General features: G+C 30.4%; 15 protein-coding genes and 3 tRNA genes. 10 read left to right on the plus strand and 8 right to left on the minus strand.

The genetic code is table 11. The annotated features are described in order from the left end of the window. Positions 1-28: 28 nt before the first annotated feature. The 5 genes from AQ1689_RS03350 to AQ1689_RS03370 all read right to left on the minus strand — a co-directional run bounded on the left by AQ1689_RS03350 (position 29) and on the right by AQ1689_RS03370 (position 6,479). Positions 29-3,181, minus strand: a complete 3,153-nt coding sequence (locus AQ1689_RS03350) for an Eco57I restriction-modification methylase domain-containing protein (protein WP_101955178.1) — start codon at positions 3,179-3,181, stop codon at positions 29-31. 871 nt (positions 3,182-4,052) lie between these two features. Further along, positions 4,053-4,126, minus strand: a tRNA-Arg gene (locus AQ1689_RS03355). A 30-nt stretch (positions 4,127-4,156) separates the two neighbouring features. Next, positions 4,157-4,231 (minus strand) — tRNA-Pro (locus tag AQ1689_RS03360). A 15-nt stretch (positions 4,232-4,246) separates the two neighbouring features. Further along, a tRNA-Ser gene (locus tag AQ1689_RS03365) sits at positions 4,247-4,330 on the minus strand. 100 nt (positions 4,331-4,430) lie between these two features. Next, on the minus strand, positions 4,431-6,479 hold the full coding sequence (locus AQ1689_RS03370; RefSeq protein ID WP_101955179.1) for an HD family phosphohydrolase: 2,049 nt from the start codon (positions 6,477-6,479) through the stop codon (positions 4,431-4,433). Positions 6,480-6,574: 95 nt separating this feature from the next. Between AQ1689_RS03370 and AQ1689_RS03375 the strand changes: the two genes are divergently transcribed. Next, entirely contained in the window at positions 6,575-7,750 is a 1,176-nt protein-coding gene (locus AQ1689_RS03375) for an acetyl-CoA C-acyltransferase (RefSeq protein ID WP_101955199.1), read from the plus strand. Between the two features lie 30 nt (positions 7,751-7,780). Then, the gene (locus tag AQ1689_RS03380; protein ID WP_101955180.1) at positions 7,781-8,608 is read left to right on the plus strand and encodes a C40 family peptidase; all 828 of its coding nucleotides are present in this window, start codon (positions 7,781-7,783) and stop codon (positions 8,606-8,608) included. A gap of 93 nt (positions 8,609-8,701) precedes the next feature. Here AQ1689_RS03380 and AQ1689_RS03385 read toward each other — a convergent pair whose 3' ends face one another. Both AQ1689_RS03385 and gyrA read right to left on the minus strand, forming a co-directional pair. Then, the gene (locus AQ1689_RS03385; protein ID WP_101914620.1) at positions 8,702-9,937 is read right to left on the minus strand and encodes a tetratricopeptide repeat protein; all 1,236 of its coding nucleotides are present in this window, start codon (positions 9,935-9,937) and stop codon (positions 8,702-8,704) included. Positions 9,938-9,955: 18 nt separating this feature from the next. Then, positions 9,956-12,508 (minus strand): DNA gyrase subunit A, encoded by a 2,553-nt coding sequence (gene gyrA / locus AQ1689_RS03390; RefSeq protein WP_101955181.1) that lies wholly within the window; start codon positions 12,506-12,508, stop codon positions 9,956-9,958. A 302-nt stretch (positions 12,509-12,810) separates the two neighbouring features. On the opposite strand from gyrA, the gene AQ1689_RS03395 reads away from it, so the two are divergent. Both AQ1689_RS03395 and AQ1689_RS03400 read left to right on the plus strand, forming a co-directional pair. Then, on the plus strand, positions 12,811-15,360 hold the full coding sequence (locus AQ1689_RS03395; RefSeq protein WP_180947523.1) for an ATP-dependent Clp protease ATP-binding subunit: 2,550 nt from the start codon (positions 12,811-12,813) through the stop codon (positions 15,358-15,360). 212 nt (positions 15,361-15,572) lie between these two features. Then, positions 15,573-16,970: a TlpA family protein disulfide reductase gene (locus tag AQ1689_RS03400; protein WP_101914617.1), complete on the plus strand. Its 1,398-nt coding sequence runs from the start codon at positions 15,573-15,575 to the stop codon at positions 16,968-16,970. Between the two features lie 98 nt (positions 16,971-17,068). On the opposite strand, the gene AQ1689_RS03405 is transcribed toward AQ1689_RS03400, so the two are convergent. After that, on the minus strand, positions 17,069-17,521 hold the full coding sequence (locus AQ1689_RS03405) for a DUF4442 domain-containing protein (RefSeq protein WP_101955183.1): 453 nt from the start codon (positions 17,519-17,521) through the stop codon (positions 17,069-17,071). A gap of 204 nt (positions 17,522-17,725) precedes the next feature. On the opposite strand from AQ1689_RS03405, the gene AQ1689_RS03410 reads away from it, so the two are divergent. The 6 genes from AQ1689_RS03410 (at position 17,726) to AQ1689_RS03435 (ending at position 23,209) form a co-directional block, all read left to right on the plus strand. Next, a complete protein-coding gene (locus AQ1689_RS03410; protein ID WP_198913862.1) occupies positions 17,726-18,175 on the plus strand; it encodes a DUF4870 domain-containing protein in 450 nt (149 codons plus the stop codon). A gap of 18 nt (positions 18,176-18,193) precedes the next feature. After that, positions 18,194-18,538 carry a PadR family transcriptional regulator gene (locus AQ1689_RS03415; RefSeq protein ID WP_101955185.1) on the plus strand — a complete coding sequence of 115 codons (345 nt, stop codon included), beginning with the start codon at positions 18,194-18,196 and terminating at the stop codon, positions 18,536-18,538. Further along, the gene (locus AQ1689_RS03420; protein ID WP_101955186.1) at positions 18,531-20,210 is read left to right on the plus strand and encodes a PspC domain-containing protein; all 1,680 of its coding nucleotides are present in this window, start codon (positions 18,531-18,533) and stop codon (positions 20,208-20,210) included. Before AQ1689_RS03415 ends, AQ1689_RS03420 begins: the two co-directional genes overlap by 8 nt. 181 nt (positions 20,211-20,391) lie before the next feature. Beyond that, positions 20,392-20,751 carry a YkvA family protein gene (locus AQ1689_RS13420; protein ID WP_101914855.1) on the plus strand — a complete coding sequence of 120 codons (360 nt, stop codon included), beginning with the start codon at positions 20,392-20,394 and terminating at the stop codon, positions 20,749-20,751. 83 nt (positions 20,752-20,834) lie between these two features. Beyond that, the gene (locus AQ1689_RS03430; RefSeq protein ID WP_101955187.1) at positions 20,835-22,121 is read left to right on the plus strand and encodes a DUF445 domain-containing protein; all 1,287 of its coding nucleotides are present in this window, start codon (positions 20,835-20,837) and stop codon (positions 22,119-22,121) included. A 125-nt stretch (positions 22,122-22,246) separates the two neighbouring features. Next, positions 22,247-23,209 (plus strand): 7TMR-DISM family protein, encoded by a 963-nt coding sequence (locus tag AQ1689_RS03435; protein ID WP_101955188.1) that lies wholly within the window; start codon positions 22,247-22,249, stop codon positions 23,207-23,209. Positions 23,210-23,281: the final 72 nt, after the last annotated feature.

A 23,281-nucleotide genomic window follows, 5' to 3' on the forward strand; every position in this document is an offset into this window, starting at 1 on the left:
TTTACTTTTTAATCAATTAAAAATGTGATTAACTACTTTCAATAATCGCAATTTCAGCATCGGTTAAATTATACAATTCATAAACCATTGTATCAATTTCTTTATCGGTTTGGTTTATTTGAGTTTGTAAGGCTTGAGCTTCGGATTTTTTAACTGTAAAAACATCCATCCAATCCATTTCATCTAATTTTGTAAGTACAGGAATTATTGGCAGTTCGTTTTTTACAAGTTCTTTATTATTGCTTTTTATCGCCTTGTTGAGTTCTTTTATAAAATCGCCAAATTCTAAATCGTGCCAGTTTTGAAGCTTTTTTGATAACTTTTCTAATTGAAATTTTTGCTTTAGATAGTTTTGGAAATTGTTAGATAAAATAACAAAATCCTCATTTAAATTTAAAATATAATCTGCTTTATTAATAAATAGAATTTGCTCTTTTTCTGAAATCTCTTTTATTGGAAACTTTCTTAAATCATTTAAAATAATTTTAGGAAACATTTTTCTTACAGATTTTGCTGTATTTTTAACAAAATAGTAAGCTATCAATTTACTATTAAGAATAGCAACAATATATTTTAATGAAATGTTTTTTTCAGGTCTTTTTATGATTCCAATATTACTTCTATTATACAAATAGAGTTTATCATTAAATGTTGCAATAATACTATTTGGATATTTACCTGTTATTTCACGAATTATTATTTTTTCACCGTCAAATAAATCAATATTTCTTGGAGAAGCAAGCTGTTTTCCATATTGTAAAAATAATCCACACCAATTAACAAAGTATCTTCCTACATCTTTTCCTTCTAAATATTTATGTGTATTTTCATCATATTTATAAGTATAATCAAAAGGTCTATTTCTTACATCTTCAACTGATTGCTTTGGTTCTCCTTTGTTTTTTTCATAAGCTTGTAAACCTGCTTTTATCAAAACTAAGTTATCCAGAATTTCAGAGTTCTTTTTTAATTTATTCGTTAATTCAACACTTGTTTCATCAGAAAAAACCTTAAACTCAAAACCATCATTTTTCTTAAAATCAATTTGTTTTCTTTTATGAGAAAATCTAAATTCTTTTCCAGCACTTAAAAGAACATCAACATTATTTTGAATATTTTCTTGAGTTATTTTAGTAGCAAGAATTATTATCGTTTCAACATTTACTCCTTCAAATGAATAACCTGCTAAATTTATTATTTGATTTAAAGAACAACTTTTTAATATTAAATTTCTTAATCCTTTTGCTGAATCAATCATTAACCAAGCATTAGGTATAATTAAACCATAATTTGCTTCATTTTTTATAAGACCTATTGTTCTTTCTATAAAAAGTAAGTATAAGTTAATTTGATATTCTGCTGATACATATTTTTTAGTGTAATAATCTTTAATTTCTTGTGAAAAATTATCCCTTGCAAAAACATACGGCGGATTTCCAATAATGACATCAAAACCACCATTTTCAAATATTTGAGGAAACTCATTTTCCCAATTAAAGGCTTTATCTCTTGCAACCGCTTTACTATCAATTAAAGAATTTCCACATTTAATATTGCTGTTTAAGTTGTTTAATTTTCGTCTAGGTTGTGCGGTTCTTAGCCACAGCGAAAGTTTGGCAATTTCTACGGATTCTTCGTTTAAATCGACACCAAAAATATTTTTTTCAAGGATAGTATTTTCAATATCAGGAAATATAAAACCACCTCCTAAAAGTTTGGTTTTTAGTTCGTCAATATAGGTGTGTTCTTTAATTAAAAAATCTAAAGCTTGGTTTAAAAATGCTCCCGAACCACAAGCGGGGTCGCAAATAGTTAATTTTAATAACCAATCTCGATAAACATCTAAGAACGAAACTAATTTAATAATCGTTGTTTTATTTCTGTTTTTTCGTCCTTTAAAATAGTCATCTTCTTTTATACCAAGTTCAATTTTCTTTTCGATACAAAGTTTACCAACCGTATTATCTACAATATATTTTGTGATGTATTTTGGCGTATAAAAAACACCATCTTTTTTACGTTTACTTGTTTGTTTATCAAAATTTGTACCTTCAATTTCGGCATTGATACTTTCAATTTCATTTAACGAATTTTCAAAAATATGCCCTAAAATATTTACATCAACTTGACTATTAAAATCGTATTCCGATAGCTTTTTAGTATGTTTATATAGTAATTTATCATCTAAAATAAGCGAATTTAAAACGGCATCAGGTTTAAAAAGTCCGCCATTATAAGCGAAAATTTCGGCTTTTTTGTCTGTTCCTTCTCTACCAGTATCTAAATATTTAAAATACAGTTTAAAGCGATTATATAACGGAACTTCAACATCTAAATCTTTTAATTTATCCCAGTTTTCAAGGATTTGAAGTGTTGAATTTGGCGGTAATAAACCGCTATCTTCGGCAAAGAAAATAAACAGAAATCTATCAATTAATTTTTGTGATTTTTTAAAAAGACTTAATTTGATATTTTTATTAATGCTATCAATATTTTCTTTTTCCTGTTCGGTTCTAAAAATAGGATTCTTTAAATTCTGTTTTATTAAATCTCGATATAATTCTCTTTTAAAAAGCGAATAATCGTTATAAAATTCTTTCGTAATTTGTTCTTCTTTTACTACGGATGCTTCTTTAATTTTTAAAGGAATATTGTTTAGCATATTATCTTTATGCAAACACAAATAAAGCAAGTCAAATTCTTTTCTTGTTAACGTAAAAAGATTAAATTCTTCTAATTCTTCGGAAGTTTCTATATAAAATCGAATTTTTTCAAAATTAGAGGTAACAATATATTTACAAGTCGGATGGCTCGATTTATAATCAAACGCTTGTTGTCGTATGCTTTCTAAGTCCTTTGTTTTAGTTCCTTTTAATTCGATTACACAAATAGCCTTTCCATCAACTAAAATAGCTCCATCGGCTTTTTTTGCACCTCTAAGGTTTTTAAATTCTGTAGTTAAATTATAATTTTCATCAGGAAAAATAGTGTACCCAAAAATATTTTCAAATAATTCTATTAAAAATTTTTGTTGAAATTGCTCTTCTTTGCTTATTAATATATTTTCCTGAATTTTCAGATTATGAAAATACTTGGTGTATTTTTTATAAGCTTTATCTATAAGTGTTGCATCTTGTAATTTTAAATATTTATTTAATACGGATTTTTGAAATAATGACATTTATAGCTTTTTTTATAGACTCTAAAATTACTTTAAAAAAAATAATGTGCAATTATTATCTGTAATAAGTTATTCAGATAGTTTTAAAATAAAGCAATAATCAAGCATTTTATGAAATACTAACAATATTTATCAGCAAACGAACATAAAACATTTTAAAAATGCTTAGAACCTGTTTAAGTTTCATTTGAAAAAAAATATAAAAGAAAATAAGAAATAGCATCCGCCAACCTGAATTTAGTTCAGGTTCACATGCTGATTTGCCGTATTTATTCCCTTTTTTCTTGATGATTTTGTCAATTCGAGTGATTTTAATGACTAAAAGGAATTAAAATTATATCGAGATTTTAAATTATTTTATGTTGATGAATTTTAATTGACTTGACTATTAAATAAGTTCTCGATACAATTTTTTTGAAGGAAAAAATTACTCGAACTGACAGTTTCTTTAATTTTTAACAGGCTCTAACAATTATGCTTAATTTATGTAGCTCCCAAAGTATTATACTTGATCCGAATTTTAATTGACTTGACTATTAAATAAGTTCTCGATACAATTTTTTTGAAGGAAAAAATTACTCGAACTGACAGTTTCTTTAATTTTTAACAGGCTCTAACAATTATGCTTAATTTATGTAGCTCCCCAAGTATTATGCTTGATCCCTGAAATTATAATAGTTTCTCAAATTATCAAAATTAACACAAATGCCTAGCCCCGATTGAAGCAATTGTTTGAGCTCTTTTTTGTTTTTCCTTTTAAAAACAAAAAAAGCGAGTGCGGAAAGCGGGAAATTGCTTCAAAAAAAAATCCTGATACAGAACAGAAACTAATAAACAACAAAAAACCTTACTATTTCTAGTAAGGTTTAAGTGAGCCCTGGAGGATTCGAACCTCCGACCGCCTCCTTAGAAGGGAGGTGCTCTATCCAGCTGAGCTAAGAGCCCGTAGTTTTAAAGTTGCTACGTACAACTGTGTCGGGGTGGCAGGATTCGAACCTGCGACCTCCTCGTCCCAAACGAGGCGCGATGACCGGGCTACGCTACACCCCGAGTAGTCATCTTTTGCGGAGAGACAGGGACTCGAACCCTGGAGCCAGTTACCCGGCTACAGATTAGCAATCTGCTGCATTACCACTCTGCCATCTCTCCTGAGTGATTCAAAAACTATTAAAAGTAATAGCCTCGAATTGCGAGTGCAAATATATAACGAATTAAAAGATCTCACAAGTTTTTTTTGAAAAAAATTTAATCATTCTGGATACTCTACGCGTAAATGATAGATACTCATCAACTTACTCTTAATAATTTTTTTTATTTTTTCGATCTCTCTAAAGGTAATATCTGAATTTACGAACTGATTATCGTTTTTTTGCTTTTCAATAATTTTATCGATTAAATTATCTATCGATTGCGCTGTTGGTTCTTTTAAACTTTTTGAAGCCGCTTCGGCAGCATCACACATCATTAAAATAGCCGTTTCTTTTGAAAAAGGAATCGGTCCTTGGTATTGAAACTTTTTAATATCAACAAATCCTTCAGGGTTATTCTCTAATTCTTGCTTGTAAAAATAATAGGTAACTGTTGTTCCGTGATGTGTTCGAATAAAATCAATGATTCTGTCTGGTAATTTATGCTTCTTTGCAATTTCAATTCCTTTAATAACGTGTTCTAAAATTATTTGGGCGCTATCTTTTGCTGATAAATCATGATGCGGGTTTACCCCTGTCGATTGATTTTCGCCAAAATATAACGGATTTGCCATTTTACCAATATCATGATACAACGCACCTGTTCGTACCAACATAGAGTTTGCACCTATTTCATTGGCGGCTGCTTCGGCTAAATTTGCCACCTGCATAGAATGCTGAAAAGTCCCTGGCGCTTTTTCATTTAAATCTCTCAATAAGGTTGAATTGGTGTTTGACAATTCTAATAAAGTAACATCAGAAACCAATCCAAATAATTTTTCATAAAAATAAATAAAGAAAACCGCTAAAAAAGACAGCAATCCGTTGGCGGCAAATAAACCAAAATAACCCCAGTTTATTTTATCGGCACTTCCTTCTTTTATAATCGAAAAAGCAAAATAAGTAATCATATAAATTAAGGTAATTCGCCCAATCGATATAAATAAACTCGCACGTTTATAAAGTTCTGAAATCGTTAATATGGTTACAATCCCTGCAATAATATGTAAATAGATAAACTCAAAGCTATTTGGCACTATAAAACCTAGTAACAATACGGTTAGCACATGAGTAAAAAAACCTAACCGAGCATCAAAAAACGTTTTTAGTATTATTGGTAAAATACTCAGCGGAACTACATACAAAAAACCCGAATTGTATTTAACCACTAGTGTTTGCGCTAAAATCATTAAAAAAACATTTAAAAAAATAAAGGTTACTTTATTATTATCATTAAAAATTTCTAAACGGTATTTCTCTAAAAATAATAATAACATTAACAATGCCAATGCCACTAAAATGGTGTATCCGAAAACAATCCAATTATAGTTTGATTTTGTTAAAAGCTGTGAACTAGATGCCTTTTCGTACGATTTTAAAATTGTTAGTTTTCTGCCAGTAACAATATCACCTTTTAAGAGCATTAATTCACCTTTAGAAATTTTTCCTTTAGCATACGAAATTTTCTTTAAAGCCTCGTTTAGCTCCTTGTCGCTATATTTAGTATCAAATATTACATTTGACTGTATAACAGCTGATAAATGACTTAAAAGAATGTTTTGATTGACACTATTAACTTCGGATGTGTTTTGTGAAATAAACTTCAATACATCTTTTGATTGTAGTAATTTTGAAAAAGGAATTTCAGCAATCGAATTGCCTTTTCGTAAAAAAATAAGTTCGTCTTGAGTGGCTTTTTTAATACTCGAATCATCTAAAAATCCGTAGTTATAAATTTTATGAATAATAGCCTCCCCTATTTTTTTTAGAAATACAATATCATTAACCGCTAGCGAATCTGCAAGCATAATTTTACTATTATAAGCCTTTAATACATGTGCTGCTACTTTTTGATCGCACACAAAATATTTTTTAACACTCGCTTTAATTTCATTCGTTTCTTGACTAATTTCAAGGCTTGTTTTTTGAATAGCAAAATCAAAAGGTGCATATAAATTGTCGTATTGCCAAGGTTTTGCTTGGGTATATTCATATTTAAACTGCCCTCGTTTAGGAAATAAATAGACAATTGCCACTACCGAAATTAAAAACAAGAGTATTTTATAAATAATCGCATTGTTCTTGTATAATTTATTTATGAAATTGTTCATTTTGTATGTTTAGATATGTAAATATAACCTTTCTCTATTATTTGAGTACTTATTATAAAATGGTTATTTTAGCAGAAGAAATTATACGAAAACATATGAAAGAAGTAGTTATTGTATCAGTAGCAAGAACACCAATAGGTAGTTTTTTAGGTTCTTTATCAAGCATACCCGCGCCAAAATTAGGAGCAGTAGCAATTAAAGGTGCGCTCGAAAAAATAAACTTAAATCCTGCCATGGTAGAGGAGGTTTTTATGGGAAATGTAGTTTCGGCAGGTGTAGGACAAGCGCCTGCACGTCAGGCAGCAATTTTTGCAGGAATACCTAATACCGTGCCTTGTACTACCATAAATAAAGTCTGTTCATCAGGAATGAAAGCAATTATGTTAGCCGCACAAACAATTGCTTTAGGCGATGCTGAAGTTGTGGTTGCCGGTGGAATGGAAAACATGAGTATGATTCCGCATTACCAACACGCTCGAACAGGTAATAAATTTGGTTCGATTACCCTTGAAGATGGTTTGCAAAAAGATGGTTTAGTTGATGCTTATCAAAAAGTAGCTATGGGTGTTTGTGCCGATGATTGTGCTACACAATATGGTTTTTCAAGAGAAGATCAAGATGCTTTTGCTATAGAATCGTACACCCGTTCTGCAAATGCCTGGAAAGAAGGTAAATATGCCGATGAAATTGTACCAGTAGAAATACCTCAACGCCGTGGCGAACCAATTATTTTTTCTGAAGATGAAGAGTATAAAAACGTAAAAATGGAAAAAATTCCTGCTTTACGTGCTGCTTTTACCAAAGAAGGAACAGTTACCGCTGCAAACGCCTCAACAATTAATGATGGTGGAGCGGCATTAGTTTTAATGTCTTTAGAAAAATCTATAGAACTAAATTTAAAGCCTTTAGCAAAAATAAAAGGGTATGCCGATGCTGCTCACGAGCCAGAATGGTTTACAACAGCGCCTGCAAAAGCGTTACCAAAAGCCTTATCAAAAGCAAATATTTCAATTGATGCTGTTGATTATTTTGAATTAAACGAAGCGTTTTCAGTAGTTGGCTTGGCAAATATGAAAATTTTAGACCTACAAGCCGATAAAGTAAATGTAAATGGAGGGGCGGTTTCTTTAGGGCATCCTTTAGGAGTTTCAGGAGCAAGAATTGTTATTGCTTTAACATCAATATTAAAACAAAAAAACGCCAAAATTGGTGCAGCAGCTATTTGCAACGGTGGTGGTGGTGCTAGTGCAATCGTTATTGAAAGAATGTAATATTTTTCAACCTTAAAAACTCGTAATATTATGTTTTTCGGAATTTGTAATTTAAGTAGTATTCCCATGCGTTTTGAAGCTAGTGATGCTTCAGAAATGGTAAATCAAGTGCTTTTTGGTGAAGCTTTTAAAATACTAGAAAAAAAAGACAATTGGACTAAAATTGAATTGGCTTTTGATCAATATCAAGGGTTTATTGATACCAAGCAATATCAAGAAATTAGCCAAGAAATGTATCATAATTTAGCATCTGAAGAACCTAAAAACTATTCGGGTAGTTTTGTTAATCTTGTTAATTTTAAGGATTTTGATGATAACTTTAAAGATAAAAATTCTCAATACAAGCAACAAATAAGTATTCCTTTAGGCGCAAGGATTCCTTTTTTAAAGGATGGAGAATTTAATATCAACCAAAAAAAATATTCTTATAGCGGTGAAATTTATGATAAAAAGAAAGCTGTTGCTAAAACAGCACTTTTATTTCTAAACATACCCTATTTATGGGGCGGAAAATCTGTTTTTGGAATTGATTGTTCGGGGTTTACACAAATGGTTTACAAATTAGCTGGCTACAATTTATTACGCGACGCTAAAGACCAAGTAACCCAAGGCGAAACCTTAAACTTTATTGAAGAAAGCCAAGCAGGCGATCTTGCTTTTTTTGATACCTCTTTTAATATTTCTGCCGATCAAAAACCTGCAAAAATAACACATGTAGGAATTATTTTAGAAAACAACACCATTATACACGCACACGGAAAAGTTCGTATTGACACCTTAGATCATCGTGGTATTTACAATGTAGATTCTAAAAAATACACGCATCAATTAAGAATTATAAAACGATTTTTTAAATAAATTACTTCAAAAAAAGGCATAAAAAAAACCGAAACGTTAAAAGTTTCGGTTTTTTTATAGTAAAATAGTTACTCATTAACTTTCGTTAAAATACTATTTCATTGCTTTGTATAACGTTCTATATTGAGTTGCTTTGGCTTCCATTTCTAAAACTTCGTATAAGTTCATTAAGGTTTTAACAGTATCTACAGATCTTTTAATTGTATCTGCTTTTTCTAAAAATGGCAACGCTTCTTTATAAACTTCTTTTTGTTCTAACGCTAAAGCATCGTACTTTTTAAAGTTATTAAGATTGTTGTTCATCGCCTCAACAATTGCTTTATCTTTATTTAATACAACAACAGCTAAATTCATATAAGCATCTCCGTACTCAGGATTTAACTCAATGGCTTTTTTGTAATATTTTTTAGCATTATCGACCATACCTTCATTGAAGTTAACTACTCCTAAGTTATAGTATAATGTTGGGTTTTTAGGATCTAAAGCAATCGCTTCTTTCATTAATTCCCCAAATTTATCCATTTGTTTAAGCTTGATATACATATCAGCTTCGTTTAACAATAAATTTAAATCTTTTGGATTTTCTTTTCTTGCCTCTGCTAACGCCGCTATAGCTTCATCGGTTTTTCCTTGTTCTTTTAACAATAATGCTATGTTTTTAACAATAGCTGCCGATTTAGATGCTGTTGATTTATTTTCAGGTTTAATATATTGCTTAGACCTAACCATTAAATCTCTTTGCTTCTTAGACCCTAAGTTTTCAACTTTACCTGTTAATTTATTGGTTGCTAAATATTGAGTTTCAATACCTGTATAACCAATTTTACGCAACTCTTTGTAATACTTAATTGCCGTGTCATATTCGTTTGCTTGTGTTGCAGATATTGCTGCATTGTAAGCAAAAGAAGTATCTTTAGGGCTTAATAAATAGGTTAAGTAAAAGTTTTCAGCAGCATTTTTATAATCTTTTTTATTGTTATAAAAATCAACCGCTTTTCCTGAAACTTCTTGAATCATACTATTCAAAATAGGCTTCGCTTTTTCTGTATATTTGGTTTTACCCATCGCTAATAAACTACTTAATGCTGTTGCGGCATTTTGATAGTCTTTTGTAGCAGCCAATGCTTTTCCTTTTAAAAAGTAAAATTTAGAGGTGTATTTACTTTCTCCTTTAGCTATTACTAATTTTTCAGCAGCATTTAACGTAGTAATTGCTGTTTTATAATCTAACTTTTTTATCGCTTTCTCTGCTGTTTTTAACTCTGATTTTTGAGCCACTAAACCTAATGATACTAATCCTAAAGAAAGTGTTATTAATTGTTTTTTCATTGTAGTGCTTATTTATGGTTATTCTTGATCTTCGTTTGTGTTGTTTTCAATTTCCGTGCCAGTTTCTGATGTAGCATCTTCTGCTAACTCATCCCCTTCAAGCGCCTGATCTTGATCATCTTCTTCAACCTCTTCTTCACGCATTACTTTTGCTACTGCGGCAATGCTATCATTTTCTTTGATGTTAATTAAACGAACACCTTGTGTTGCACGTCCCATTACACGTAAATCTTCCACAGCCATACGAATGGTAAGCCCCGATTTGTTAATAATCATTAAATCATTTGAATCATCTACGTTTTTAATCGCAACTAAATCACCTGTTTTTTCTGATATATTTAAAGTTTTCACTCCTTTTCCACCACGGTTTGTAACACGGTAATCTTCTAATTTAGATCGCTTACCATATCCTTTTTCAGAAACAACTAAGATATTACTATCCATGTCATTTACGGCAATCATTCCTATTACCTCATCTTTATCATGTTGTAAACTTATTCCACGAACTCCTGATGCAGTTCTTCCCATCGGACGCGTTTTAGCTTCTTCAAAACGGATAGATTTACCCGATTTTAAAGCTAACATTACTTGACTATCTCCAGTAGTTAATTTTGCTTCTAAAAGCTCATCACCTTCTTTAATAGTAATGGCATTAATTCCGTTGGTTCTTGGGCGAGAATATTGTTCTAAAGAAGTCTTTTTAACCTGACCTTTTTTAGTTGCCATAATTACGTAACGACTATTGATGTACTCTTCATCTTTTAAATCTTCGGTAACTAAAAATGCTTTTACTTTATCATCAGGTTCAATATTGATTAAGTTTTGCATTGCTCTACCTTTGGTGTTTTTCCCTCCTTCAGGAATTTCATACACACGCATCCAGAACACTTTTCCTTTTTGGGTAAAGAACATCATATATTGATGATTTGTTCCGATAAATAAATGCTCTAAGAAATCTTCATTACGAGTCGTTGCTCCTTTTTGCCCACGTCCGCCTCTATTTTGAACTTTATATTCATCAAGATTGGTACGTTTTACATATCCTGCATGCGAAATAGTAACGACAACTTTAGAGTTTGGTATCATATCTTCGATACGCATATCACCACCAGCATAATGAATTTCAGAACGACGCTCATCTCCATACTTATCTCTAACATGGATTAGTTCATCGGTAATTATTTGATAACGTCTTGGCTCATTGGCTAAAATATCTTTTAAATCAGTGATCGTTAACATAATTTCATCAAACTCACCACGTAATTTGTCTTGTTCTAAACCAGTTAATTGACGCAAACGCATTTCAACGATGGCTTTTGCCTGAATTTCTGTTAATTCAAAACGCTCAATTAAACTCTCACGAGCTTGATCACCATTTTTAGAGGCACGAATAATTTTAATTACCTCATCGATATTATCCGAAGCAATAATTAATCCTTCTAAAATATGCGCTCTTGCCTGTGCTTTCTTTAATTCAAATTCTGTTCTACGAACAATTACTTCGTGTCTGTGTTCAACAAAATAATGAATTAATTCTTTTAAGTTTAACTGCTCAGGACGACCATTTACAAGTGCAATATTATTCACACTAAACGACGTTTGTAATTGGGTATATTTGTATAATTTATTTAATACAATATTAGGAATTGCATCACGTTTTAAAATATAAACGATACGCATTCCGTTTCTGTCAGATTCATCACGAATATTCGCAATTCCTTCTAATTTTTTATCATTAACTAACTCAGCAGTTTTTTTAATCATTTCTGCTTTGTTCACCTGATACGGAATTTCAGTAACAACAATACATTCTCTTCCTTTTACTTCTTCAAAAGAAGTTTTAGCACGCATTACAATACGACCTCTACCAGTATGAAAAGCATCTTTAACACCTTCATAGCCGTAGATAGTTCCTCCTGTAGGAAAATCGGGCGCTTTAATGTGTTCCATTAATCCGTCAATATCGATGTCTCTATTTTGAATATAAGCAATCGTTCCGTTTACAACTTCTGTTAAGTTGTGTGGTGCCATATTGGTTGCCATTCCTACTGCAATACCTGACGCTCCGTTTACTAATAAGTTAGGAATACGTGTTGGTAATACAGTTGGTTCTTGTAGGGTATCATCAAAATTTAAACGATGATCAACAGTATCTTTTTCAATATCCGCCAACATATCTTCGGATATCTTCTGCATTCTTACCTCTGTATAACGCATTGCTGCTGGAGAATCTCCATCAACAGAACCAAAGTTACCTTGCCCATCAACCATAATATAACGCACACTCCAACTTTGTGCCATACGAACCATAGAATCATATACAGAAGTATCTCCATGTGGGTGATACTTACCTAGCACTTCCCCTACAATTCTTGCGGATTTTTTATATGATCCTGTTGCCTTAATACCTAGTTCGTGCATACCGAATAAAACTCTTCGATGAACTGGTTTTAAACCATCTCTTACATCTGGTAATGCTCTTGATACAATAACCGACATCGAATAATCGATATACGCTGATTTCATTTGCTCTTCAATGTTGATCGGGATCAACTTTTCGCCATCTGCCATATATATTTCTTTAAAATATTAGTTATCATTTTTATAAAGAAATGAACTTTACACCTTATAAAACTCATTTACAAAATACGCTAAAATCAGCTGTATTTCTTAAAACATTGCAAGATACTACAAAGCCTCCTTTTATACAAAAATTATACTTATTGTTTTAACTAACGATATTAATGGTTTTTAAACATTAACAACGTATATTTAACACCACAGAATCACTAAAAAATATGCGCTAAAAAGTAGTGGCATATTTTTTGTTATTTTTAAGAAGAAAAAACGTAGTAACTATACAAATTAATTTTATGGAAGATAATTTTTCACCACAAGTTAGAGATGTAATTACTTTCAGTAAAGAAGAAGCCTTACGATTAGGGCATGATTTTATTGGAACAGAACATTTACTGCTAGGTTTGATTAGAAAAGGAGACGGTAAAGCCATCGAAATTTTAACTACTTTTGATGTAGATTTAGAATTGATGCGTAGTAAGTTAGAAAAACTAAACCCAACTACACTATCAATCGAAAACCTCGAAAAAAAGAGTTTACATCTTACAAGGCAAGCAGAAAAAGCAATAAAAACAACTTTTTTAGAGGCAAAGTTATACCAAAGTAATTCAATAGATACAGCACATTTATTATTATGTATTTTACGTAATGAAAATGATCCTGCAACAAAACTACTTCAAAAACATGATGTAAGTTATGAAATTACGAAAGCTCTTTATAAAGAACTTCATATAGAAGATAATTTTTCTTCTCCAACTGCCGAAACACCTTCAGAAGATGCCCCTTCTGGTCAAGGCTCAAATCCCTTTGGGCAAGGTTCAAAGGCAAAACAAGCAAAAATTTCTAAAACACCTGTTTTAGATAATTTCGGGCGTGATTTAACGGCATTTGCTATTGCTGGAAAATTAGATCCTGTTGTTGGGCGTTTAAAAGAAATTGAACGTGTATCGCAAATTTTAAGTAGACGAAAAAAGAACAATCCAATGTTAATTGGTGAACCTGGTGTTGGTAAATCAGCAATTGCAGAAGGATTAGCCTTACGAATTGTAGAACGAAAAGTATCTCGAATTTTATTTGACAAAAGAGTTGTTTCTTTAGATTTGGCTAGCTTAGTTGCCGGTACAAAATACCGTGGACAGTTTGAAGAGCGCATGAAGGCGCTGATGAATGAATTAGAAAAAAATGACGATATCATTTTATTTATTGATGAAATTCATACCATTGTTGGTGCAGGAGGTGCAACAGGTTCTTTAGATGCTTCAAATATGTTAAAGCCAGCCTTAGCGCGTGGCGAAATTCAATGTATTGGAGCTACAACTTTAGATGAATACAGAACAAATATTGAAAAAGATGGCGCATTAGAACGTCGTTTTCAAAAAATAATTGTTGAACCTACAACTGTTGATGAAACAGTACAAATTTTACACAATATTAAGGGTAAATATGAGGCGCATCACCAAGTATCATTTACCGACCAAGCTATTGAAGCTTGTGTAAAATTGACGAATCGTTATATGACAGATCGTTTTTTACCTGACAAAGCTATTGATGCTTTAGATGAAGCAGGGTCAAGAATTCATATGACTAACATTGTAGTACCTCAACAAATTTTAGAGTTAGAAGCTAAATTAGAAGAAATACGCAAGCATAAAACAACCGCGGTAAACGGGCAGAAATATGAAGAAGCGGCAAAACTTCGTGATGACGAAAAGAACATTGAAACAGCCTTAGTATCTGCTGAAAATCAATGGGAAGAAGAAGCCAAATTAAACCGAGAAATTGTAACTGAAGACAATGTTGCTGAGGTGGTTTCTATGATGACAGGAATTCCTGTAAACAGAGTTGCTGAAGCTGAAAGCCATCGTTTAGCCGATTTACCTAACATGATTAAAGGTAAAGTTATTGGGCAAGATGAAGCGGTTACCAAAGTGGTTAAAGCAATTCAACGAAATCGCGTTGGTTTAAAAGACCCTAACAAACCAATTGGTTCGTTTATCTTTTTAGGTTCTACAGGGGTTGGAAAAACACAATTAGCAAAAGTTTTAGCCCGTGAATTATTTGATTCTGCCGATTCTTTAATTAGAATTGATATGAGTGAATATATGGAGAAATTTGCTATTTCTCGTTTAATAGGAGCGCCTCCAGGATATGTAGGGTATGAAGAAGGTGGTCAATTAACTGAAAAAGTTCGTAGAAAACCGTATTCTGTAATCCTTTTAGATGAAATTGAAAAAGCACATCCTGATGTTTTTAATATGCTTTTACAAGTTTTAGATGACGGGCATATTACCGATAGTTTAGGGCGTAAAATTGATTTTAGAAATACCATTATTATTATGACCTCTAATATTGGAGCTCGTAAAGTAAAAGATTTTGGTAGCGGTGTTGGTTTTGGTACAGCCTCTAAAAAAGACCAAGAAGATGCCCACGTAAAAAGTATTATTGAAGGAGCATTAAAAAAATCGTTTGCTCCTGAATTTTTAAACAGAATTGATGATGTTATTATTTTCAACGCCCTAGAACGTGAAGATATTCATAAAATTATTGATATTGAATTAGAAAAATTATTAGTTCGTATTGCCGATTTAGGCTATAAATTAATCTTAAGCGAAAAAGCAAAAGATTATATTGCCGATAAAGGTTTTGATAAAAAATACGGTGCACGTCCTTTAAAAAGAGCTATTCAAAAATACATTGAAGACGCTTTAGCAGAAGAAATTGTAAATTCTAAACTAGATGAAGGCGATACTATTTCGATGGATTTAAACCCAGATAGCAATACCCTTGTTATTAGTATTGAAAAAGGAATCAAATCAGAAGAATCTAGAACAGAGGTAAAAGAATAAAATAATTGAAGAATTCAACTAAAAACTCCTAAGTATTTACTTGGGAGTTTTGTTTTAAAAGCTATCATTACCATTAAAAAAAGCTACTTATAACTAAAATATATCAAAAAAACAAAAGCTGCATTAAATATATTACTAATTTCTTTTGATAAAAAACCTAAAAAAAGTAACTTTGACCCTTTAAAAACCTTCAATCACATAAACCGTAAACGATGAAAAAAATACTACTTTTAGCACTAATAGGAGTTAGCATTATTTCTTGTAAAGAAGAAAAACCTAAGCCAGTAAAAGATTATCTTGTTTTATCTGGGAAAATTGAAAATTTCAAAAAAAGAGAAATTACTTTAACAGGGTTTAACTTTGAACAAAAGATAAAAGTTAATAAAAAAACAGGAGCTTTTTCTGATACTGTAAAAATTGATAGAGATAACTACTACACACTTATACTTAAAGCTAAAAGAGCTAGTTTAAATTTATACCTTAACGACACTGTAGATACAAATATAATTGCTGATTATAAAAATATTGATGCTGTTAAATTTAAAGGAACAACTGCAAATATTAATAAATATTTAGCTGAAAAAAAGATAAAATTTTCTGAAATTTTAGTAAATGCAAACCAACTTTTTTCTTTAGAAGAAACTGATTTTTTAGCTAAAATGGATCAATATAAGGAAGCTTTAATTACACTTTCAATAGCAAATAATTTACCAACTAAGTTTCTAAAAAAAGAAGTTAAAAATATTAATTACGAATATTTAAGGAATTTAACTAATTATCAAACTTATTATGGGATGTTATCTGAAAATGAAGAATTTGTAGTTTCTCCTAATTTTCCCGATCCTCTTAAAAATTTTAACTACAGTAGCGATGAAGACTATCTTAGCTCTTATTCATATCGTAAAATATTAGAAACTCAGTTAAAACTTTTAGCAAAAGAAAAAAATGAAGAAGGAAAATGTTATTATTTAACATATTTAAAAACCACACAAAAAGAAGTTAATAGTACTGTTGCTAAAAATGATTTATTGTATAAAAATGCCAAAAATGGAATTACTTTTACACCTCATTTAAAAGAATTTCATGATAAATTTATGTTGTATTCAACAAATGAAAAACATAAAAAAGAAATTTCTGATACTTATAATATATTAAAAGCTACCGAAAAAGGACAAATTGCTCCAAAATTTTCAAATTTTGAAAACTATAATGGCGGAACAACTTCTTTAGATGATTTATTAAATAAAGGTAACTATTTATATATTGATGTTTGGGCAACTTGGTGTGCATATTGTAAAAGAGAAATTCCTTTATTAAAGAATTTAGAGGAAGAATACCACGGAAAAAAATTAACGTTTGTAAGTATTAGTGTTGACGATAAAAAACAACATGAAAAATGGAAGCAAACAATAATTGACCGAGAAATGACAGGAATTCAGTTATTTAGTGGTAAAAAACAAAATGACTTAGAATGGGCTCAAAAATTCTTAATTAAAGGATTGCCTAAGTTTATCATTATTGCGCCTGACGGAACAATTGTAAGCCCAAATGCACCTGCACCTTCTCAAGGAGAAAAATTAACAAATATATTTGATGAATTAGGAATATAATTTCTAGTCTTTCAAAAACTCATAAAACTCAAAAAAACCGCAATTTAGAATTGCGGTTTTTTTTTGATTAAAATTACGATATATAATTAAATGGCTTTTTATTTCACTTTTAAACTCCATTCAAATTCAAATTTTGATACCGAAACACCTTCTTTATTAATTCCTTGTGAAGTTACTAAAACAGTTTGCCCCTCGCCTGTTTCAACTGATTTTTGAATTGCTTTTTTTATTGCCAATCCGTCATTGCATGAAAACTGAATTTTTCCCGTGGCTTTTTTGGTAAAAGTTGCATTCATATTAGTTACCAACATAGATACTTTTCGGTTTGATTCCTGAATAGCTTGTATGACCAAAATACCTGTAGACAACTCCGCTGCCATTCCTTGAACTGCCCAAAACATACTGTTAAAGGGATTTTGGTTTATCCAACGATGTTTTACCGTTACGGCTGATTTTTCTTCAGAAATAGACTGTACTCTAATTCCGCAGATATATGCCGATGGCAGTTTGAACAAGGTAAATAAATTTATTTTTCGAGGTGTAAATTTCATTTTATCTTAATATTTAAACGCAATTTACTTCTTTTCTTTTAAAGTCAACAAAAACAACAACTTCAGGTATTTTATATCTCTACTCAAAAAATAATAACACATTTACAAATGTTAAAAAAATGTTAAATACAGTACTATGTATTACAAAGTACCTTTTAAAAGATATATATTTGCATAGTACAGTAGTATTTAAAACACATCATTATGCCAAATAACGAAAACACCAATGCTTTTTTAATACATTTATCCGCTTTTACTGGGTATTTTTTTCCATTAGGAAATATTATTGCGCCTTTAATCTTATGGCAGTTATTTAAAAGTGATACTTTATTTTTAAACAACCACGGCAAAGAGGCTGTTAATTTTAACCTTAGCTATACCTTATATCTTTTTATAACAAGCACCGTGTTTTTTTTATTTTTAAGCTTGTTTTTTTTCGGAAACGTCATTATAGACATCTATAACAAACCCTCATTTGATTTTGATACAAACCACACATACTTCAGTATTTTTAGTATCATCGGCTTATTTATTAGTGGGTTTTTAATGCTGACCCTTTTTATAAGTAGCATCGCCTTAATTATTATCGCTTCCATAAAAGCGAATAAAGGAGAAGAATATCAATACCCTTTTAGCATTAAATTTATAAAATAATCTTACAAACCATCGTATATGAAAATTGAAAACACAAAAGCACAAATGCGAAAAGGGGTTTTAGAATATTGCATTTTATCTATTTTACAAAATGGAGATGCCTATACTTCTGAAATACTTCTAACATTAAAAAGTGCCCAAATGATTGTGGTTGAAGGAACAATTTACCCCTTACTAACACGCTTAAAAAATGCAGGTTTACTAAGTTACAGATGGGAAGAGTCAACCTCTGGACCACCACGAAAATATTATGTTTTAACAGAAAACGGGGGGCTTTTTTTAAAAGAATTAAACAAAACTTGGGGGAATTTAGTGAACGCTGTAAATTTAATAACTACTACAAAATCAACTAAAGATGAATAAGACAATAAACATAAACTTAGGCGGATTCTTCTTTCATATAGATGAAATTGCTTATCAGAAATTAAACTATTATTTAAAGGCTATCGCTAATTCTTTAAATGATGATCCGCAGGGTAAAAATGAAATAATTTCAGATATTGAAGCACGTATTAGTGAACTTTTATCTGAAAAAATAACAGATGTACGCCAGGTGATTAATGAAAATGATATTGAACAAATCATTACCATTATGGGGCAACCTGAAGATTATTCGGAAACACAAGACACTTATAGCGATGATTATTCTTCTAATTATAAGGCTGAAAAAGGAAGTGTTAAAAAATTATTTAGAGATGGCGACGATAAGTTTTTAGGCGGTGTTTGTTCGGGTATTGCGCATTACTTTAATATTGATGTTATTTGGATTCGACTTGCTTTTATCATTTTAGTTGCTTCTGGTTTTTCACCTTTAGCCTATATTATTTTATGGGTTTTATTACCCGAAGCAAAAACAACTTCTGAAAAATTACAGATGCAAGGCGAAGCTGTAAATATTGATACTATTGAAAAAAAAATTCGCGACGAGTTTGAGTATTTATCAGAAAAGTTAAAAGATGGAGCAAACGATATAAGTGATAAATTTTCAAGTGCCGACTATGAAAAAATTCGCTCACAAACAAACTCTAAACTACAAGATTTTATAGGTATTATAGGCGAAATTTTACGTGCATTATTTAAAATATTTGGTAAATTTATAGGGATATTATTAATTTTTATTGCTGCTAGTACTATACTTGCGTTATTATTTGGGGCATTTTCAATCGGTAGTTTCGAAATTTTAAATGTTGATAACGATTTTGTACAGTATCCGCCGTTTTTTTATGAAGCTATGTTGCCTAAATGGTTGTTAGCAATTTCATTATTTTTATTGATTGGAATTCCGATGATGGTATTGTTTATTTTAGGGTTAAGAATATTATCTCCATCAGTTAAAAAATTAAATACAACGACTGTTTTCATCTTATTAGGCGTTTGGTTACTGTCGTTATTTTCGATTGGTTTCTCAGGTATTGAATACGCTACAACGCATGCTTATAATGGTGCTAATGTGAATAAACACACGATTAATTACACCAAAGAACAGCCTTTAAAAATTAGCGTTGTTAATGATGATAACATGTATTACAGCCATAATTTAAGCAATAGAAATAACGCTGAAAATGTAGTGGTTAATGATATTAAAATGAAATATTCTAACGATATAAATATTGATGTTCGTAAAAGTGAAACTCAGGTTGCTTATATCGAAATTAAAAAAACATCCGAAGGTAAAAAACGTAAGCAAGCAAATGATAACGCGCAGGCAATTCAATATAATTTTAAGATAGTAAATAACAGTATTATTTTCGATGCCTTCTTTTTAAGTGCCTATAAAAATATATGGAAAGACGAAGAAATTAAAGCAACTGTTTATATTCCTGAAAATACAATAATTTATTTTGAAGATTCAGCTGGTAAATTTATTGACGACATTAAAAACACTCAAGATATTTATGACCGTGACATGGCAAATCATCATTTTAAAATGACTTCGAAAGGTTTTGAATGTTCTGATTGTAATTCTTCCAATAATGATGATGGTCATAATGACCGTCATGATGATAAAAACGAACATACTATTAACGAAAATTAAGCTATATAATATTAATTATCAATACATTACAAACACAACCTATTTTTTTATCGAAAAAAGCCAAAGCAATATTGTTTTGGCTTTTTTATGCTTAATAATCAGCTATATTTAACAAATAATGTAGGAGGTCTTTTTTATATCGGCAAAACCTTACGGATTATAAATAAATTAAAAGAACACTATGAATACAAGTCAAAAAGAAAAATCAGAAGAATTATTTGAAAAATTCAGTCAGCAAGAAGTTAGCCAAGCCGATTTTGAAAATGCGGAAAAAAAATCTAAAAATCTAGGCGAACAAATGGACAATTTCATCTTATTACTAGGAATGTTAAAAGATTCCTGGAACGGAACGTATCAATTAAATAAAACATCTTTAGCCATTATTGTAGGTGCTTTATTGTATGTTGTGTCACCAATAGATGCGATTCCTGATTTTATTCCTGTTCTGGGTTGGCTCGATGATATTGCTATTGTAGCCTTTGCAATGTCAAAATTAAAAAGTGTAATTCAAGATTATAAAAATTTTAAAGGGATTCATTAAATTTTATCTAAAAATAGCTTTATAACGGCAAAACAGAATGGCAAGGGGTTAAAATCCCTTGTTAAAAGTAAATATCAAAAAAAATGAAATTACCAAAAAAAGGCGCACTTTCTTTAGCCATCGCAACCCTTGGGATGCTGCTGCTAATCGCAGGTATTAAAACTGAATTTTTAACACATATCATCTGGCATATTTTATTAGCTGGTTTTGAGGCTGCCGTAGTTGGTGGCTGTGCCGATTGGTTTGCGGTACGGGCATTATTTGCCGAAATTCCTATTCCGTTAATTAGCAAACACACCAATATTATTGTTAAATCAAGGGCTAAACTTTCTAACGGTATTGTTGATTTGGTTTCTAACGAATGGCTTTCGAAAGAAAGTTTAGCTGATAAAATAAAATCGGTTGCTATTGCCCATAAAATAGTAGCGGCACTAAAAGAGGAAAAAAATGTATCAAAAATCATTCATTTTTTACAAGATATTTTATTGCAATTTTCAAAAAATACCGATTTTTCAAAACTTACACCCTATTTAGAAAAAATGCTAAAAAAAGAATTACAGGGTATTCAGCTTGGTAAGCCTTTAGGTATTTGGCTACAAAAAACACTCAAAAATCAAGAACATTCTGAACTTTGGAAGGTTGCTTTATCGAGTGTTTCTAAAACCATCAATAGTGATGAAACTCGCAACATGCTTGTAGAAAATATTGCAAACCAATCTGAAAACCTAAAAAAAGAAAGTACTTTTAAGCTTATTGCCGTAAAAACAGCACAGAAATTCGGCGGATTAAACAATGAAAGCATAGCTGATAAACTAGTAAAATCAATCAATGATTTATTAGACGAAATAGCAAAAGACAAACAACATCCGCTGCGTAAGAGATTAGAAAATGAACTGCTAGATTTTGCTCAAAAATTAGAAAATGGAAATTTAAACGCACTTGCTTCAATTCAAAATATGCAAGAAAAATTAATCGGCAATATTGAAGCAAAAAGTATTGTTTCAAAATTAGTAAACTCACTACAAAATAAATTACAAGAACAATTAAACGATGATAAAAGTGTTTTTATTGAGTTTATCAAACAAAAATCTACCCAAATAATAAGCGATTTTTCTAAAAATACCGAGCTTATTGAAAAAGCAGATGCTTCTTTAAAAAAGCTATTGGTTAGTACAATTCATAAAAATCATCATTTAATTGCAAACACGGTTTCTGAAAGTTTAGAAAACCTAAACAACGAAGATTTGGTTAAACAAATTGAAGATAAAGTGGGCGATGATTTACAATACATTCGACTTAATGGTGCCATTGTAGGTGGTGCTGTTGGCGCTTTATTATATATTTTTAGAGTAACAATTTTAAGTTTGTAAACTATTTTTTAACAGCAAAAAAAATACAAAAAAAATTAAAGCCCTTAGAAACAAATTTCTAAAGGCTTTTTTAGTGATTATCAAAATAACAGCAATACCTTTATAACTTCCTTAAATATTTTACAATGTTTAGACTTTTTTATACACTCCTATTTTTTCTACTTGTATTTTGCAAAGTAACAGCTCAAAACAAGCCATCAAATACGCCTGATTTTAACAGGAATAATTTTAAGATTTCGTATCTTGTTGAACGTCTTGAAAATGTTAAAAACATTAAAAATCAATATTCTTTTGAAAAAATTAAAAATTTCAAGGAAGCAGAATTTACCGCAACCTCAAAAACATATATTAATTTAGGAATTACAAAAAGTACGCTTTGGGTTAAAATAAAATTACGTAAAACCAACTTAAGTGATACCGCTATTTTAATTGTACAAACACCACTAAAAGATAGCATTACACTTTGCTATTCTTTAAAAAACGGGGAACAAATACAAGAATTACTAGGAGTTACACAACCGCATTCTAAAAACAAATTTAATCATTGGGTTCCTGCTTTTGAAATACCTGTTTCCAACCTAAAAACACCGACTATTTACCTTAAAATAAAAAGTAGATATTCAATGAAAGTACCTATTGTTATTAAAACAAAAGAAACTTTTTATAAAGATAGAGTTACCGAATATTTTATTAGCGGATTACTTATTGGCGGGTTAATTTTAATGGGTATTTACAACTTATTTCTATTTTTTAGCACCCGTGATTTTAGTTATCTTCTTTATGTTATTGCCTTGTTTTCGGCTGTTTTATCGCAGGGCTATCTTTTTGGTATTTTAATACAATATTTAAGCCCCGAACATCCCGAATTTTCGTTTCGATTTCCAATTGTTATTATGGCAATTACAGGTATTTTTTCATCCCTATTTGCTATTCAATTTTTAGAACTAAAAAACACCAATAAAATATTATATCGCATACTGATTTTGTTAATTATTCTTTCGTGTTTTAATATTTTTTTAGAGTTGTTCAAATTAGATTATTTATCAAGAAAAATAAGTATCGCATTAAGAGCCTGTTTAAATTTGTAAAATAAAAAGAAAAAGGTTTCTGAAATTCTATTAAAATGTTTCTTTTGTGGTTCTCAAAACAAAAAAGATGTA

Origin of the sequence: Tenacibaculum finnmarkense (assembly GCF_900239185.1) — a bacterium.
GTDB lineage: Bacteria > Bacteroidota > Bacteroidia > Flavobacteriales > Flavobacteriaceae > Polaribacter > Polaribacter finnmarkensis.